The 18,483-nt window shown below is 73.7% G+C and carries 3 protein-coding genes and 2 pseudogenes (1 of these 5 cut by a window edge); all 5 read left to right on the top strand.

The genetic code is table 11. The features are described from left to right. Positions 1–206: 206 nt before the first annotated feature. Positions 207–574, top strand: a pseudogene (locus ASC60_RS39990) (substrate-binding domain-containing protein); the annotation flags it as partial. A 23-nt stretch (positions 575–597) separates the two neighbouring features. Further along, positions 598–696, top strand: a pseudogene (locus ASC60_RS44215) (ABC transporter ATP-binding protein); the annotation flags it as partial. 343 nt (positions 697–1,039) lie between these two features. Beyond that, positions 1,040–2,104, top strand: coding sequence for an NADP-dependent oxidoreductase (locus ASC60_RS30830; RefSeq protein WP_370592984.1), 1,065 nt, complete (start codon positions 1,040–1,042; stop codon positions 2,102–2,104). A gap of 8 nt (positions 2,105–2,112) precedes the next feature. Further along, positions 2,113–2,892: an SDR family NAD(P)-dependent oxidoreductase gene (locus ASC60_RS30825; protein ID WP_055556725.1), complete on the top strand. Its 780-nt coding sequence runs from the start codon at positions 2,113–2,115 to the stop codon at positions 2,890–2,892. A 1,214-nt stretch (positions 2,893–4,106) separates the two neighbouring features. After that, positions 4,107–18,483: the 5' portion of a non-ribosomal peptide synthetase gene (locus tag ASC60_RS30815; protein WP_055556717.1), read on the top strand. The gene runs 8,747 nt beyond the window's last position; the window shows 14,377 of its 23,124 coding nt (coding positions 1–14,377); the start codon lies at positions 4,107–4,109; its stop codon lies beyond the right edge, outside the window.

The raw sequence follows: 18,483 nt of genomic DNA, 5'->3' as shown, positions 1-18,483 counted from the left end.
TAGCTGGTCAAGCTGTCAAGAGCCGAGGTGCAACTCGCCCTTCACGGAGCGATAACGAGGCTCTACAGACTCGTAATTGGAAGCGCTCCCAACCTCCGGTCTCCGAGGACAACGCTTCCCGTCCGACCGAGAGGGAAGGGGTCATGACGCATGACGGAAGACGCGCCGCGTCGGCAGCCGACGCTCGACGAGGGGACCGAACTCGCCGGCGTCGGGTCGGGGAGCTCCTTCGGCCCGAGGGCGGCCGACGGCATCATGCTGATGGCGCTGCGTGAGGACGATCCGATGGCCCGTATGGCCGAGGAGACGGAGAGCGTCCGGACACCGAGGCCGCCACGTCCGGTGGGGCGGTGCGGAGGACCGGACAGCCCGGCCCCGCCCGCCTGCGCCGCCATGGGCGCACTGCTGGCGAACCGCCCCGACGTGGAAGGGGTGTTCGCCGCCGACGGCAAACATGGGTGTGGGAGCGCTGCGCGCGTTGTGCGAGGCAGGCCGACCGGTCTCCGCCGACGTCGCAGTGGTCGGCTTCGGCGACCTGGCCGTCGCCCAGGTCGCCGATCCGCCCCTCACCACACCATGGGAAAGGAAGACCACATGATGCCTGCTGTGAACACGGCCGACATCGCACCGGCGGCCTACGCCTGGGAGATCCCGGCCACCGGGCTGAAGGTCGGAGTCGGCAGGCGCCGATCCGCGTCAGGCCGTCGTCACGGGCTTCGAGCACAGCGCCAAGGTCGCTGACCATGTCCCCAGCGGCCGGCACGCCGCCAGAGCCCGCGACCGAACCCAGCCCCGGCACTGACCCGATCCGCGGATGAGAGCGGCGCCTTCCCCGCGGTCGCAACGCCGCACGGCCCGCCCGGTGCATGTGGCCACCGGGCGGGCCGCACTGTCCTCGCCGGGATTCGCTGGTAGCTCTTCTGTCCGCAACGACATCGCAGCCCACCCCCTGGAACAGCCTCCCTGACCTCCTCCACCTCGCTCAGTCGGCGCGCCAAGGCCCTTGCGCCCGATCAAACCAAACTGATATTGGTTCAATATGCAGCGTCGGAGTACGTCAAGCGGTGGTACCGGCATGATGCGGACTGGGCGGGAGATCCAGGTCAGGACATACCCGGTCGGCGGCGTCAGCCCGGACGACTTCGAAGTGGTCGAGGTCCCCGTGCCCCGGCCGGGGCCGGGGCAGGTGCTCGTGCGCAACACCTGGACATCGGTGGACCCCGGCCTTCGGCTGCGGCTACGTCCCGACGCGCCCTCCGGCTATTTCGCCGCCTTCCCACTCGGCCGCGCCATGGACGGCATCATGACCGTGGGGGAGGTGGTGGAGTCCCGGGCCGCGGGCTTCACTCCGGGTGATGCCGTGTGGCACGCCCAGGGCTGGCGCGAGTACGCCGTCGTGGACGCGGAGGCCGAGCAGCTCAACGGACTCGGCACCCTGACACGCCTGGACGTCGGTGCGTGCGAGCCGCAGTGGTATCTGGGCCCGCTGGGCGGCATGGGATTGACGGCCTATGCCGGTCTGCACGTCGTTGACGCGCTACGAGGTGGGGAAACCGTCTGGATCTCGGCCGCCGCGGGGGCGGTGGGCAGCCTGGCCGTGCAGATCGCACGGCTCGTGGGCAACCGGGTAGTGGCCAGCGCGGGCACCGACGACAAGGTCAAGTGGCTGCGCGACCGCTTCGGCCTCGACGCCTTCAACTACCGGGCGGGGGACCTCGAGGCGAGGCTGGGCGACATCGCGCCCGACGGCATCGACGTCTATTTCGACTCCGTCGGGGGGACCCACCTCGAGGCCGCCCTTTCGCACTTGAGGAGGGGCGGGCGCGTAGCGATGTGTGGCTCGATCTCGGAGTACGAGTCCGGCTCGGCCGGGACACGGAATCTGTTCCTCGCGGTGTCCAAGGACTTGACCCTTCGTGGGTTCCGAGGGAGCAGCAACCTGCGGCTCCTGGGACAGATGCAGCACCGGATGACGGCATGGCTTCGCAGCGGCGAGCTGGCTCATCACGAGACCGTGTTCACGGGCTTGGAGTCGGCTCCGCACGCGCTGACGGAGATGATCGCCGGCCGAACGACCGGAAAGACACTCGTCAGCCTCGGCTGACTCGATGAATGGGGTGTGCTGTGCCGGCGGTGGATGAACGCATCAGGGGCAAGGTCGTGTGCGTGACCGGTGCCACCGGAGGACTGGGCGCGGCCGCGGCCGCCAGACTCGCGGAGGAGGGCGCCCGCCTTGTGCTCACCGACCTCGACGAGCAGGCGTGCGCCGCCCTCGCCACAGAGTTGAACGGCACGCCGGGACGGCATGTGACGGCGCGGCTCGATGTGGCCGAGGAGTCGCAGTGGGTTGATGTGGCCGCGTTCATCCGCGGTGAGTACGGCCGACTGGACGGACTGGTCAACAACGCTGCCATCGGCAGCATCGCCACGGTCGAGGACGAGACGATCGAGCACTGGGAGGCGGTCATGTCGATCGGTTCCACCGGGGTCTGGCTCGGCATGAAGCACCTCGGCCCCCTCATCGCCTCCTCGGGAGGGGGATCGATCGTCAACGTCTCCTCGATCCTCGGCACGGTGGGCGGCATGGGGAACAGCGCGGCGTACCACGCTGCGAAGGGGGCGGTTCGCACGCTCTCCAAGAACGCGGCGCTGCATTGGGCGCGCTCCGCAGTTCGTGTCAACTCCCTGCACCCCGGCTTCATCGGGACCCGGCAGTTGCTCGAGAGGTACGAGGACACGGCCCGTCACGAAGCCATGCTGGTCGGCACCCCGATCGGAAGGCTGGGCCGCGGGGAGGAGATCGCAGCCGTCGTCGCATTCCTGATCAGCGACGATTCAACCTTCATGACCGGCTCGGAAGTCTACGCGGACGGCGGATACACCGCGCGGTGAGGATGACCTCGGAGACGGGCCCGGGCTTGTCCGGGCCCTGACGCAGGGCAGAATGCCGCCGGCCACGGCGTCAGGCGAACGCGGCCTGGCCGGGGACGTCCCCGGCCTGGTCATCGCGGTCGTCGTCCTCGCTGCGAACATCCACGCCCGTGCCCAGGATTCGGGGTCAAGGCCCCCAGGGCTTGTTCCCCATGAAGGCCGAAGGCCCTCCGCGGGCAAGCTGATGGCGTCAGACATGGAGGGTGTGTGGCGAGAGGCCGAGGTACTCGGCGGCGACCCCCCCCCGAGGAGTTGGTAGGGCGGCTACCGTCCCGATGACCGCGCGTCGTATTCGTGCTGCGCCGACTGGACCTCGTCGCTGTGCTCGATCGTCCATTGGTGCAGGCATCTGAAAGGGTCGCGGAGCGACTCGCCGAGTGGTGTGAGGGAGTACTCCACGCCGAGCGGGGAGGGACTTCCTTGACAGTGAGGCCGAGCCTCACTGTCTGAGTATGTATTTCACGTTCGAATCGCGATCCGCGTAGCGCTGCGGCCGGCCCGGGGCGCCGGATCGCCGCGGCACGCCCTGCGCACCGGAGGCGCCACTGCCGACGCGCCGGACGGCGATGCCGGGCCGGCCGCGTGTCCGCCGGTGGCCGGCCGATGGCAGCGCAAGGCGGTGACGGGTGCCGTGCGGAGCCGAGAGCGCGTGCGGACCGTACCCGTTCCGGGGCGTCGTGGCCGCCGCCGATGGCAACGGCGCGGGAGACGCCCAACGGGTGCGCCTTCTCCGCTCTCCTCGGCAGCGGGCCCGAGCCCGGTGGAGCCCGCGCGGCGGCTGCCTTCGCCGTCACCGCACAGCCTGGCGATCGGGCCCACGGGCGACGGACCCCGGGGCCTCTTCGGGCCGGGCGTCGCGGTTTGAGGCAACTACCGGGGGCACATTATGGCTTGATGGCATGAGATGAGTGAACAGAACACGTCAGGACCTTTCAGGCCCGACCGCGGGTAACGCGTGGTCTGCCGGGTTCGCCGCCGCGCTGGCCGGGCGAGGAGCCGCGCGACGTGAGAGTTGACGCGTCAAACGTGGCGTAGGTCACCGTGGAGCTCCTGACGGAAGCCTTTGTACTCTCCATGCGCGCAATCGCTACCAGGCTGCTGGTTTCGGCTTGGGTCATCACTATCGACTCCACTTGCCTTGCCATTCGGCGAGTGCCGGAAAGATTGGATGCGTAGTGTCCGGTGATCCGCGCCGCGGCTGGCCCCTTTCGGCGGCGCAGCGAGGCATCTGGTTCGCGCAGCGGCTCGATCCCACGAGCCCGGCCTACAACACCGCCGAGTACCTGGAGATCACGGGGCCGCTCGACGTGACATCGCTGGAGGGCGCGCTGCGCCGGGCGGTGGCGGAGACCGACACGCTCAATGTCGGCTTCACCGAGGGCGACGACGGCCCCCGGCAGGTGTACGCGCCGGTGCCCGACTGGCCGTTCCCGGTGCTCGACGTGTCCGGGGAACCTGATCCGCGTGCCGCCGCCGAGGTGTGGATGCGGGCCGAAGTGGCGCGTCCGGTGAGCCTGGAGTCCGGCCGGACCTTCGTCCTCGCGCTCCTGCGGACCGGGGGCGACCGCCACGTCCTCTATCTGCGCGGCCACCACCTGGTCACCGATGGATACATGTGCGCGCTGTTCGCGCACCGCGTGGCCGAGGTGTACACCGCCCTGGTGCGCGGCGAGCCGGTGCGCGAGGACGGCAGCGGCTCGCTGGACTCGCTGCTGGCCGACGACGCGGCGTACCGCGGATCGGCACGCTTCACCGACGACCGGGACCACTGGCTGGGCCGGCTGACGGACCGCCCCGAACCGGTGAGCCTCTCGGGGCGGACCGGTGCTGTCTCGCGGAGCTTCCACCGGCACACCGCCCGGATACCGGCCGCGACCACGGCCGGACTGCGGGCGCTGACACGCCGATTACGGGTCGGTTTCCCCACCGTGCTGATGGCCGCCACAGCCGTGTACCTGAGCCGGACCACCGGCGCCGGCGACGTGGCCCTCGGCGTCCCGGTGACCGGGCGGACCGGCGCCGGACGCGGCATCCGAGGACCGATGTCCAACGAACTGCCGCTCCGGCTGGACATCCGGCCCGCGATGACCGGCCGGGAGCTGCTGCGGCACGTCAACGACGAGGCCCGGCAGTTGCTCAGGCACCAGCGCTACCGCTACGAGGATCTGAGCCGGGAGCTGGGGGCGGTGGCCGGTGGCCGACGCCTCTTCGGCCCGACGGTCAACGTGATGCCCTTCTCCTACGACCTGGCCTTCGGCGAGGCGCGGGCCGTCCCCGGCAACCTTTCGATCGGCCCGGTCCAGGACCTCTCCCTGTGCGTCGACGACCGCGCCGGCGACGGCACGCCGCGCCTCCACCTGGACACCAACCCGGCGGTGTACGAGGCGGACGACGGCGCCGCCCACGGGCGCCGCGTCCTGCGCCTGCTGGAGAGTTTCGCGACGGCCGGTCCGGAGATACCGATCGGCCGGCTCGACCTGCTGCCGCCCGACGAGCGCGCACGCGCGGTGTCACCCGCCCCCGCACCCCGCCACGACGCCCCGCCGCACACACTGCCGCGGCTGTTCGAGGCACAGGCCGCCCGCACCCCCGACGCCATCGCGGTGACCGCCGGGGACGCCGCCCTGACCTACGCACAGCTGGGCGAGCGGGCCAACCGGCTGGCCCGGCTGCTCATCGAGCGCGGGGCCGGGCCGGAACGGCTGGTTGCCGTGGCGCTGCCACGCTCGGCCGATCTGGTGGTGGCCCTCCTCGCGGTGGTGAAGGCGGGCGCGGCGTATCTGCCGGTCGACCCCGGCTATCCACCCGAACGGATCGCGCTCACGCTGGCCCACGCCGACCCGGTGTGCCTGGTCACCACGGGAGAGGTGGCCATACGGCTGCCGCACGGTACGGACGCCACGCTGCCGCTCGACGCGGATACCACCCTCCGCGACCTGGCCGCCGCGCCCGGCGGCGACCTCACCGACGCCGACCGGAGAAGTCCGCTGGACCCCGCACACCCGGCGTACGTGATCTACACCTCCGGATCGACCGGCACCCCCAAGGGCGTGGTCGTCCCGCACCGCAACGTGGTGCGGCTGTTCACCGAGACCGAGCCGTGGTTCGGCTTCGGCACGGACGATGTGTGGACGCTGTTCCACTCCTTCGCCTTCGACTTCTCCGTCTGGGAGATGTGGGGTCCGCTGCTGTCCGGCGGCCGGCTGGTCGTCGTACCGCACGATGTCGGCCGCGCCCCGGGGCAGTTCCGGGACCTGCTCGTACGCGAGCGGGTCACCGTGCTCAACCAGACCCCGTCCGCCTTTCACCAACTGATCAGCGCCGACCAGGAGGCCCGGCGCCCGGCGGAATTCGCCCTGCGCACCGTCATCTTCGGCGGCGAGGCGCTCGACCCCGGCAAACTGCGGGACTGGTACGCCCGCCATCCGGCCGACGCCCCGCGGCTGGTGAACATGTACGGCATCACCGAGACCACGGTGCACGTCACCGCGGCACCGCTCGGCCAGGCCGACGCCACGGCCGAGCCGCCCCGCGGCGTCATCGGCGCACCCATTCCCGACCTGCGCGCGTACGTGCTCGACGGCGCCCTCCAGCCGCTTCCGCCCGGTGTCACCGGCGAGCTGTACGTGGCGGGCCCCGGGCTCGCACGCGGATACCTGGGCGATCCTGGGCCGACCGCACAGCGGTTCGTGGCCGACCCGTTCGGCCCGCCGGGGGCGCGGATGTACCGCACCGGGGACCGGGCCCGGCTCCACCAGGACGGCCGGCTCGACTACGCCGGACGCGCCGACGACCAGGTGAAGCTGCGCGGATTCCGGATCGAGCCCGGGGAGATCGAGGCCGCTCTCGCCCGCCACGAGGCGGTCGCCCGGGCCGTGGTGCTCCTGCGGGAGGACCGGCCCGGCGACAAACGGCTGGTGGCCTACGCGGTCCCCGCGCCCGGAACCCGCCCCGAGCCGGCGGAGCTGCGGGCGCACGCGGCGCGGATCCTGCCCGCCCATATGGTCCCGGCCGGCGTCGTCGTGCTGGACCGGATGCCGCTGACGGTCAACGGCAAGCTCGACCGGGCCGCCCTCCCGGCCCCCGACTTCACCCCCGCGCCCACCCGGCGCGAGCCGGGCAACACCACCGAGCGGCTGCTGTGCGGGCTGTTCGCCGACGTCCTCGGTGTGGACCGGGTCGGGCCCGACGACGGCTTCTTCGACCTCGGCGGGGACTCCCTGCTGGCGACCCGGCTGCTGAGCCGGATACGGGCAGCGCTGGCCACCGAACTCCCGCTGCGCACCCTGTTCGAGGCCCCGACCGCCGCCGGTCTCGCCACGGCACTCGGCGCGGCGGACGGACCCACCCGGCCACCGCTGCGGCCCGTGACACATCCCGAGGTGATCCCCCTCTCCTCCGCCCAGCGCCGGCTGTGGTTCCTCAACCGGCTGGAGGGACCCGAGGCCGGGGCCGACTACAACATGCCGTTCGTGCTGCGGCTGGACGGCACGCTCGACCCGGCCGCACTGCGCGCCGCGCTCACCGACGTGGTGGACCGCCACGAACCCCTGCGCACGGTCTTCCCCGAATCGGACGGCGCGCCCCGGCAGGTCGTGCTCGACGCCGCGGACGCCACCGCCACCCTGCCGGCACACCACGTCGGACCCGCCGAACTGGACCGGGCCCTGGCCGCGAGCGCCGCCACCGCCTTCGACCTGACCCGCGAAACTCCTCTGCGCGCCGAACTGTTCACCCTCGGCCCGGACCGGCACGTGCTGTCGGTCGTGGTGCACCACATCGCCGGGGACGCCTGGTCCATGGTCCCCCTGGCCCGCGACCTCTCCACGGCCTACGCGGCCCGTCTGCGCGGCGGACCGCCCCACTGGGACCCGCTGCCGGTGACCTACTCCGACTACGCGCTGTGGCAGCGGGAGCTGCTGGGCGACGAGGCCGACGAGAACAGCGCCGTCGCGCGCCAGCTCGCGTACTGGGCCCGCGCGCTGGCCGGCCTCCCCGCCGAACTCGACCTCCCCACCGACCGCCCCCGCCCCGCTGTGCCCGGCCACCGGGGCGGCACGGTACCGGTGCGCCTGGACGCCGCCGCGCACCGGCGGCTCGCGTCCCTGGCCGAACGCCACGGGGTGACGCTGTTCATGGTGCTTCGGGCCGGGCTCGCCGCGCTGCTCACCCGGCACGGCGCGGGCACCGACATCCCCGTAGGCACCCCCGTCGCCGGCCGCACCGACGAAGCCCTGGACGACCTGGTCGGCTTCTTCGTCAACACCCTGGTGCTGCGCACCGACACCTCCGGCGACCCGGCCTTCGGCGAACTCCTCGCCCGCGTACGCGAGACGGACCTGGCCGCCCACGCCCACCAGGACGTGCCCTTCGAGCGCCTGGTCGACGTGCTGGGCCCCACCCGGTCGCTGAGCCGCCACCCGCTGTTCCAGGTGCTGCTGACGTTCACCAGCGGGCTGCGGCCGTCCGTCGACCTGCCCGGCCTGCGCGCCGTCGCCGAACGGGTGGAGTCGGACACCGCCAAGTTCGACCTGGCGTTCAACCTGACCGGGGCCACCCGGTGCGACGGCGCCCCGGCCGGTATCGAGGGCTACGCCTCGTACAACGCCGACCTCTTCGACCGTGCCACCGCCCGGGCGCTGGCGGACCGCTGGGTACGGCTCCTGGAGGCGGCCGCCACCGCCCCGGACCGGCCCCTGTCCTGCCTGGAGATGCTGAGCGGGGCCGAGCGCCACCGCCTGTTGACCGAGTGGAACGATACCGGCGCGCCCGACCGGCGGCCCCCCGCCCTGCTGCCGGAGCTGTTCGAGCGGCAGGCCGCCGCCACCCCGCACGCCCCCGCGGTGGCCGCGCCGGACAACGAGTGGTCGTACGCCGAGGCCGACGCCCGGGCGAACCGTCTGGCCCGGTTGCTGATCTCCCTCGGGGCCGGTCCGGAGCGGGTGGTCGCCGTCGCGCTGCCCGGCTCCGCCGAGTTCGTCGTCACCCTCCTCGCCGTGCTCAAGTCCGGCGCCGCCTATCTGCCGATCGACCTTTTCCAGCCCCGCGAGCGCGTCTCCCGCCTGCTCGACGACGCCGCCCCGGCACTGCTGGTGACGACCCGGCAGGCGGCCGCCGGTCTGCCCGCCGGCGTCGGCCCCGTCCCCCTCCTGCTCGATGGCCCCGACACCGCGCGGGCGCTGGAGCGGCAGTCCGCCACCCGCCCCCGCGACACCGACCGGACCGCGCCGCTGCTGCCCGACCACCCCGCCTACGTCATCTACACCTCCGGCTCCACCGGCACCCCCAAGGGCGTGGTGGTCGGCCACCGGGGCCTGGCGGACTACGTGGCCCGCGCCCGGCGCGTCTACACCGGCCTGGACGGGACGGTTCTGGTGCCCACCGCGCTCGCCTACGACCTGGCCGTCACGGGCCTGTACGGCGCGCTCACCTCGGGCGGATGCGCCGTCGTGGCCGCGCTGGACGACGACTCCTGGCTGACGGCGCGGCTGGCCCGAACCCCGGCCACGTTCATGAAGGCCACCCCGAGCCATCTGGCGCTCCTGGCCGCGCTGCCCGACACCTTCGCCCCGGTCGAACAGCTGATGCTGGGCGGCGAGGTGCTGCCCGCCGGGCCGCTCGCCGCCTGGCGCGCACGCCACCCGCACGTGTCCGTCGTCAACCACTACGGCCCCACCGAGACCACCGTCGGCTGCCTGGACTTCGCCCTCGCCCCGGGCGAGGCGACGGACAGCCCGGCCCTCCCGGTCGGCCGCCCCATGACGGGCATGCGGGCCTATGTGCTCGACGACCGGCTGCGGCCGGTGCCGCCCGGTGTCACCGGCGAGCTGTACATCGCCGGCGCCCAGCTCGCGCGCGGCTATCTGAACCGGCCGGGGCCGACCGCGCAGCGGTTCGTGGCGGGCCCGTTCGGCGCGCCGGGGACACGGATGTACCGGACCGGCGACCTGGCCCGGTGGACCGCGGACGGAACGCTGATGTTCGCGGGCCGCGCCGACGAACAGGTCAAAATCCGCGGCCACCGGGTCGAACCCGGTGAGGTCGAGGCCGCGCTGACCACCCACCCCTCGGTCGCGCAGGCGGCGGTGGCGGTGCGCGAGGACCGGCCGGGCGACCAGCGGCTGGTGGCCTACATCGTCCCGGCCGGCGGAGCGGACGCGGACCCGGAGACCCTGCGCGGGCACGTGGCGCGGCGGCTGCCCGAGGCCATGGTCCCGGCGCTGTTCACCACGCTCGACGCGCTCCCGCTGACCGCCAACGGCAAGGTCGACCGGCCCGCCCTCCCCACGCCCGCCCGGGCCAGGACCGGCGCGAGCCGCCCGCCGCGCGGCCCCGAGGAGGAGATCCTGTGCGGGCTGTTCGCCGAAGTCCTCGGCGTGGACCGGGCCGGGATCGACGACGGGTTCTTCACCCTCGGCGGCCACTCCCTCCTCGCCACCCGCCTGGTCAGCCGCATCCGGACCGTACTCGGCGCGGAACTCCCCATCCGCGCCGTGTTCGAGACCCCGACCGTGGCCGGTCTCGCCGCCCGGCTGACCGGGGCCCACGGCCGAAGACGCCCCCCGGTGCGCCCCCGCGGGCGCCGCCCGGAGGCGATCCCGTTGTCCTACGCGCAAGCCCGGCTGTGGTTCCTGCACCAGTTGGAGGGCGCCGCCCCGAACTACAACCTGCCGTTCGTCGTACGCCTCGAAGGCGACCTCGACCACGCCGCCCTCACCGCCGCCCTCGGCGACCTGGTGGCCCGCCACGAGAGCCTGCGCACCGTCTTCCCCGAATCCGGAGGCGTACCGCACCAGGTCGTGCTGGAGGCCGGTTCGGCCGCCGCCGCGGTGGAACTGCCGGTGCGCCCGATCGACGGCACCGGGGAGCGGGGACGGGCCCGCCTCGCGGAGGCCGTCGCCGCCGCCGCGGCCCACCGGTTCCGGCTCACCCACGAGACACCGCTGCGCGCGGAACTCCTCGCACTCGCCCCCGACACCCATGTGCTGGTGGTGGTCGTCCACCACATCGCGGGCGACGGCTGGTCCAACGGCCCGCTGGCCCGTGACCTGTCCGCCGCCTACGCGGCGCGCCTGCGCGGTGAGCCGCCACGGTGGGACCCGCTGCCCGTCCAGTACGCCGACTACACGCTGTGGCAGCGGGAGCTGCTGGGCGACGAGGGCGACCCGGGCAGCGTCATCTCCGGCCAGATCGCCTACTGGAGCCGCACCCTCGACGGACTGCCCGAGGAACTGACCCTGCCCACCGACCGGCCCCGCCCCGCGGTCGCCGGATACACCGGCGGGACCGTGCCGATCCGCGTCGACGCCGACCTGCACGCCCGGCTGGACGCGCTGGCCAGGGAATCGGGCGCGAGCCTGTTCATGGTGTTGCAGGCCGCTCTCGCGGCGCTGTTCACCCGGCTCGGCGCGGGCACCGACATCCCGCTCGGCAGCGCGATCGCCGGGCGCACCGACGACGCCCTCGACGGCCTCGTCGGCTTCTTCCTCAACACCCTCGTGTTGCGCCTGGACACCTCCGGCGACCCCGGATTCACCGACCTGCTGGCCCGGGTGCGGGAGACCGCGCTCGCCGCCTACGCCCACCAGGACGTGCCGTTCGAGCATCTGGTGGAGGCCGTCAACCCGGCCCGGTCGGCGGCCCGGCACCCGCTGTTCCAGACCATGCTGACCCTGCACAACAACGCCGAACCCCGGCTGGAGCTGCCCGGGCTGCGGGTGAGCCCGGACATGGCCGAGGTCGGCGCGGCCAAGTTCGACCTCTCGTTCGGCCTCACCGAGGCGCGCGGCCCGGCCGGTGAGCCCGAAGGGCTCGGCGGCGTCCTGGAGTACAGCGCCGACCTGTACGACCACGCCACCGCCCAGGAGCTCCTGACCCGCTACGTGGCGCTGCTGCGCGCGGCGGCGGCCGAGCCGGACGCGCGCATCGGAACGCTGGAGATCCTGGCCCCCGAGGAGCGGCGGCGGATCCTCACTGACTGGGCGGGAACCCCCGGCGCCGCTCCCGTCCTCACCTTCCCCGAGCTGTTCGAACGGCAGGCGGCGCTGACCCCGGACGCGCCCGCGGTGGTCGCCGGCGGCGAGACGCTGACGTTCGCGCGGCTGCGCGCGCGGGCCGACCGGCTGGCCCGGCGGCTGGCCGAACGCGGCGTCGGCCCGGACACGCTGGTCGGGCTGTGCGTGACCCGCTCGGCCGCGATGGTGCCCGCCGTCCTGGGCATCTGGAAGGCGGGCGGGGCGTGCGTACCGCTGGACCCGGAATACCCCGAGGAGCGCCTGGCGTTCATGCTCGCCGACTCCGGGGTGCGCGTCCTGGTGGCCGAGGAGGCGGCCACCGCGCGGCTGGGCGGCCACACCGCGGACGTGATCTGGCTGGATGACGTCCTGTCGGCTCCGGAGCCCCCCGGCGGGCCGTTCCCGCCGCGCGCCGTCCACCCCGACCACGCCGCCTACGTCGTCTACACCTCCGGGTCGACCGGTGTGCCCAAGGGCGTGGTCCTCCGGCACGGCGGCATCGCGGGGCTCTACGCCTCCCACCGGACACACGTCTTCGCCCCGGCGGCGCGGGCGTCCGGCGGCCGGCTGCGGGTGGCGCACACCGCGTCGCTGTCGTTCGACCTCAGCGTCGGGCAACTGCTCGGCCTCCTCGCCGGCCATGAACTCCACGTGATCGACGAGGACACCCGCCGCGACCCCGCCGCGCTGGGCGCCTACGTACGCCGCCACCGGATCGGCTATCTGGCCATCTCTCCGACCTTCACCCGGGAACTCCTCGGCCTCGGCCTCCTCGGCGGCGACGGACACCAGCCCGCCGCGATCCTGCTCGGCTCGGAGCCCACCGGCCCGGCGCTGTGGGGGAAGCTGCGGGCCCTGCCCGCCACGGAGGTGCACAACTACTACGCGCCCAGCGAATGCACCGTGGACGCCGTCGGCACCACCGTCGCGAGCGCCGAACGGCCCCGGATCGGCCGGCCGATCCCCGGCATGGCGGCGTACGTCCTCGACGCCGGGCTGTGTCCGGTGCCGCCCGGGGTGGTGGGTGAGCTGTACCTGACGGGCGCCCAGCTCGCCCGTGGCTATCTCGGCCGCCCCGGGCTGACCGCCGAGCGGTTCGTGGCCGACCCGTTCAGCGGTCAGCCCGGGGCGCGGATGTACCGGACCGGCGACCTGGGCCGCTGGACCGCCGACGGCGCCCTGGAATTCGCCGGGCGGGCCGACGACCAGGTGAAGATCCGCGGCTTCCGCATCGAACTCGGCGAGGTCGAGGCCGTCCTGTCGCGCCACCGGGACGTGACCCACGCCGTGGCCGTCGTACGGGAGGACCGGCCCGGCGACCGGCGGCTGGTCGCCTACGTGGTCGCCGTGCCCGGAGCCGTCGCGGACCCGGCCGTTTTGCGGGCGCATACGGCTCGGTCGCTGCCGGAGTTCATGGTGCCGTCGGTGGTCGTGGTGCTCGACGCGTTGCCGCTGACGCCGAGTGGGAAGGTGGCGCGGCGTGCTCTGCCGGTTCCGGATCTGGCGGGGTCGGTGGGTGGTCGTGGGCCGCGTACGGCGCGGGAGGAGATGCTGTGCGGGTTGTTCGCGGAGGTGCTGGGGTGTGGCCGTCCCGGGATCGATGAGGGGTTCTTCGCCCTGGGTGGGCATTCGCTGCTGGCCACCCGGCTGGTCTCGCGGGTCCGCGCCGTGCTCGGCGCGGAGCTGTCGGTGCGGGATGTGTTCGAGGCGCCCACGGTGGCCGGGCTCGCCGCCCGCATCGAGGACACCGCCGGCGAGGCGCGGCCCGCGCTGCGCCCGGCCGCGCACCGGCCGGACCCGCTGCCGCTGTCGTACGCGCAAGGCCGGCTGTGGTTCCTGCACCAGCTCGACGGCGCGGGCGCCGCGTACACCATGCCGCTCGCGCTGCGGCTGCGCGGCACCCTGGACCGTGCCGCGCTGACCGCCGCCCTCGCCGATGTGGCCGGGCGGCACGAGATCCTGCGCACGGTCTACCCCGACACCGGCGGCACCCCGCGGCAGCTCGTGCTCGCCCCGGAGCGGGCCGCCCTCGCCCTGCCCGTCCGCGAGGTGGACGAGAGCGGGCTCGCCGGGGCGCTCGCCGCGGCGGCCGGACACCGCTTCGACCTGACCGCCGAACCCCCGCTGCACGCCGAGCTGTTCGCCCTCGGCCCCGACGACCATGCGCTGGTCCTCGTCCTGCACCACATCGCGGGCGACGGCTGGTCGAACGGGCCGTTCGCGCGGGATTTGTCCGCCGCCTACGCGGCCCGCCGCGACGGCCGGACCCCGGGATGGACACCGCTGCCCGTCCAGTACGCCGACTACGCGCTGTGGCAGCACGACCTCCTCGGCAGCGAGGACGACCCGGACAGCCTGATCTCCCGCCAGGTCGCGTACTGGAAGCGGTCCCTGGCCGACCTCCCGGAACAGCTCGCCCTCCCCACCGACCGGCCCCGTCCGGCGGTCGCCTCCCACCGGGGCGGCCGGGTGGCGTTCACGGTGGGCGCGGCGGCCCACACCCGGCTCCGCGACCTCGCACGCGACCGCGACGCGAGCCTGTTCATGGTGGTGCAGGCCGCCCTCGCCGCGCTGCTCGGCAGGCTGGGCGCGGGCACCGACATCCCGCTCGGCACCCCGGTCGCCGGCCGTACCGACGACGCGCTGGACGACGCCGTCGGCTGCTTCGTCAACACCCTCGTCCTGCGCACCAGCACCTCGGACAACCCCGCCTTCACCGATCTGGTGACCCGCGCCCGCGAGACCTGCCTGGCCGCCTACGCCCACCAGGACGTCCCCTTCGAGCACCTGGTCGACGTGGTCGAACCGACCCGGTCGCTGGCCCGCCACCCGCTGTTCCAGGTGATGCTGGCGCTCCAGAACACCGACGGGATCCCGCTCGGCCTGCTGCCCGGACTGGAGGCGAGCCCGCTGCCGGTGCCGACCACGGCGGTGAAGTTCGACCTCGCGTTCACGGTGACCGAGGAGAGCGGCCCCGATGGCGCCCCGGCCGGGATCAGCGGTCTCCTGGACTACGCGAGCGACCTGTTCGACGCGGACACGGCCCGGGGGATCGCCGACCGTTTCGTCACGCTGCTGGAGGCGGTGGCCACCGACCCGGAGCGGACCCTGGCGGACCTCCCGGTCCTCGACGAGGCCGAGCGCGAGCGGGTCCTGACGGTGTGGAACGACACCGGGCACCCGGTCCCGTCCACCACCCTGCCCGCACTCCTCGCGGCACAGGCCGCCCGGACACCGCACGCCGTCGCGGTGATCGCCGACGACGCCACCCTGACGTACGCGGAGCTGGACACGTGGGCCAACCGGCTCGCCCACACCCTCATCGCACGGGGTGCCGGACCCGAGCGGGTGGTGGCGGTCGCCCTGCCCCGCTCGGCCGAACTCGTCGTCGCGCTGATCGCCGTCCTCAAGACCGGCGCCGCCTATCTGCCCCTTGATCCCGACCTCCCGGCCGAGCGCGTCCGCCTCATGCTCGACGACGCCCGCCCGGTCCTGGTCCTGGACGACCCGGCGCACACCCGGGGCCACGACGCCCGGCCGGACACCGATCCGGGCGTCGCGCCCGGACCCGCGAACCCCGCGTACGTCATCTACACCTCCGGCTCCACCGGCCGCCCCAAGGGGGTGGCCGTCCCGCACGCGGGGATCGTCAACCGGCTGCTGTGGACGCAGGACACGTACCGGCTGGAGCCCTCCGACGCCGTTCTGCAGAAGACCCCGTCCGGGTTCGACGTCTCGGTATGGGAGTTCTTCTGGCCGCTGATCGCGGGCGCACGGCTGGTCGTCGCCCGCCCCGAGGGCCACAAGGACCCCGCGTACCTGGCGTCGGTGATCCGCGAACACGCGGTGACGACCGTGCACTTCGTACCGTCGATGCTGCGGGCCTTCCTGGACGAACCCGCCGCAGCCGATTGCACCGGCCTGCGCCGGGTCCTGTGCAGCGGCGAGACACTTCCCGCCGGTCTGGCCGGGCGGGCGCGGGAGGTCCTGGGCACGGAGCCGCACAACCTGTACGGGCCGACCGAGGCGTCCGTCGACGTCACCGCCTGGGCCTGCGACGGTGAGCCGGGCGCGGTGCCGATCGGCAGACCGGTCTGGAACACCCGGACGTACGTGCTGGACGCGGGCCTCGGCCCGGTACCGCCGGGCGTCACCGGAGAGCTGTACCTGTCCGGCGATCAGCTCGCCCGGGGGTACCTCAACCGGCCGGGGCTGACCGCCGAGCGGTTCGTGGCCGATCCGTTCGGGCCGCCGGGGACGCGGATGTACCGCACCGGCGACCTGGCCCGCTGGAGGGCCGACGGCGCCCTGGAATTCGCCGGGCGGGCGGACGATCAGGTGAAGCTGCGCGGGTTCCGGATCGAGCTGGGTGAGGTGGAGGCCGTCCTGGCGCGGCATGCCACGGTCGGGCACGCGGTGGCCGTGGTGCGCGAGGACCAGCCCGGCGACCAGCGCCTGGTCGCGTATGTGGCGCCCGCGCCCGGCACCCGGGCGCACCCGGAGGAGCTGCGGGCGCATACGGCTCGGTCGCTGCCGGAGTTCATGGTGCCGTCGGTGGTCGTGGTGCTCGACGCGTTGCCGCTGACGCCGAGTGGGAAGGTGGCGCGGCGTGCTCTGCCGGTTCCGGATCTGGCGGGGTCGGTGGGTGGTCGTGGGCCGCGTACGGCGCGGGAGGAGATGCTGTGCGGGTTGTTCGCGGAGGTGCTGGGGTGTGGCCGTCCCGGGATCGATGAGGGGTTCTTCGCCCTGGGTGGGCATTCGCTGCTGGCCACCCGGCTGGTCTCGCGGGTCCGCGCCGTGCTCGGCGCGGAGCTGTCGGTGCGGGATGTGTTCGAGGCGCCCACGGTGGCCGGGCTCGCCGCCCGCATCGGCGCCGGAGGAGACGACCGGCGGCCCGCACTGCGCGCCACGGCACACCGCCCCGACACCGTGCCGCTGTCGTTCGCCCAGGCGCGGCTGTGGTTCCTGCACCGGCTGGAGGCGTCCGGCCCGGCCTACAACATGCCGTTCGCGCTGCGCCTGACCGGCGACCTCGACACCGCCGCGCTGCGCGCGGCACTGAACGACGTGGTCGCCCGGCACGAGACCCTGCGCACGGTCTATCCCGAGACCGGCGGTGGTGTCCCGCATCAGCTCGTGCTCGATCCGAAGCAGGCGGCCGTGGCCCTTCCGGTCCACCGGACCGACGAGGCAGCGCTCGCCGGGAAACTGGCCGCCGCAGCCGGGTACCGGTTCGACCTGACCGCCGAACCGCCGCTGCGCGCCGACCTGTTCGCGCTCGCCCCGGCCGACCACGTCCTGCTGCTGGTGATGCACCACATCGCGGGCGACGGCTGGTCGAACGGGCCGTTCGCCCGGGACCTGTCCGCCGCCTACGCGGCCCGCCGCGACGGCCGGGCCCCGGGATGGACACCGCTGCCCGTCCAGTACGCCGACTACGCGTTGTGGCAGCACGACCTCCTCGGCAGCGAGGACGACCCGGACAGCCTGATCTCCCGCCAGATCGCCCACTGGACGCGCACCCTCGACGGACTGCCCGAGGAACTGGCCCTGCCCACCGACCGGACCCGCCCGGCGGTGGCCGGCCACCGCGGCAGGAGGGTGCTGTTCACCCTCGACACCGGTCTGCACACGCGCCTCGCCGAACTGGCACACGCGCACGGCACGACCCTGTTCATGGTGGTGCAGACCGGGCTCGCCGCCCTGCTCAGCAGGGTCGGCGGGGGCACCGACATCCCCATCGGCAGCGCCATCGCCGGGCGCACCGACGAAGCCCTGGACGACCTCGTCGGCTTCTTCGTCAACACGCTCGTGCTGCGCGTGGACACCTCGGGCGACCCGACCTTCGCCGGTCTGCTGGAGCGGGTGCGGGAAACCGATCTGGCCGCCTACGCCCACCAGGACGTGCCGTTCGAGCGCCTGGTCGAGCTGCTCAACCCGGTCCGGTCGGCGGCCCGGCACCCGCTGTTCCAGGTGATGCTGACGCTGCAGAACAACGCCGACCCCGAATTCGCCATGCCCGGCCTGCGGGTGACCCCCGACGTCGCCGAGGTGGACGCGGCCAAGTTCGACCTGCTGTTCAGCCTCACCGACCGGTACACCGACGACGGCCACCCGGACCGGGTCGACGGGGTGCTGGAGTACAGCACCGACCTGTTCGACCACGTCACCGCCGAGGCCCTGGCAGCGCGCTTCGTACGGCTGCTGGAGGCCGCGGCGGCCCGGCCTGACCGGCCGATCAGCGCCTTCGGCCTCACCGACACCGCCGAGCGCGAGCGGCTGCTGGTGACCTGGAACGGCGCGGCGTCCCCGTTCCCGCTGACGACCCTGCCCCGGGCGTTCGAGGCGCAGGTGGCGCGGACACCGGACGCGGTCGCCGTGACCGACGGCGCCGCCGGCCTGACGTACACCGAGCTGAACGCCCGGGCCAACCGGCTGGCGCACCTGCTCATCGGCCGTGGCATCGGCCCGGAGCAGATGGTGGCGGTCGCCCTGCCGCGCTCGGCCGGTCTCGTCGTCGCGCTGCTGGCCGTGCTCA

This window comes from Streptomyces sp. NBRC 110028 (genome assembly GCF_001417735.1).
GTDB lineage: Bacteria > Actinomycetota > Actinomycetes > Streptomycetales > Streptomycetaceae > Streptomyces.
This window is presented reverse-complemented; position numbering and strand designations above follow the sequence as displayed.

Excerpts from the sequence above, each read along its gene's own strand:
- ASC60_RS30825 (WP_055556725.1), top strand. The coding sequence starts at position 2,113 with ATGGGGTGTGCTGTGCCGGCGGTGGATGAACGCATCAGGGGCAAGGTC.
- ASC60_RS30830 (WP_370592984.1), top strand. The coding sequence starts at position 1,040 with ATGCAGCGTCGGAGTACGTCAAGCGGTGGTACCGGCATGATGCGGACT.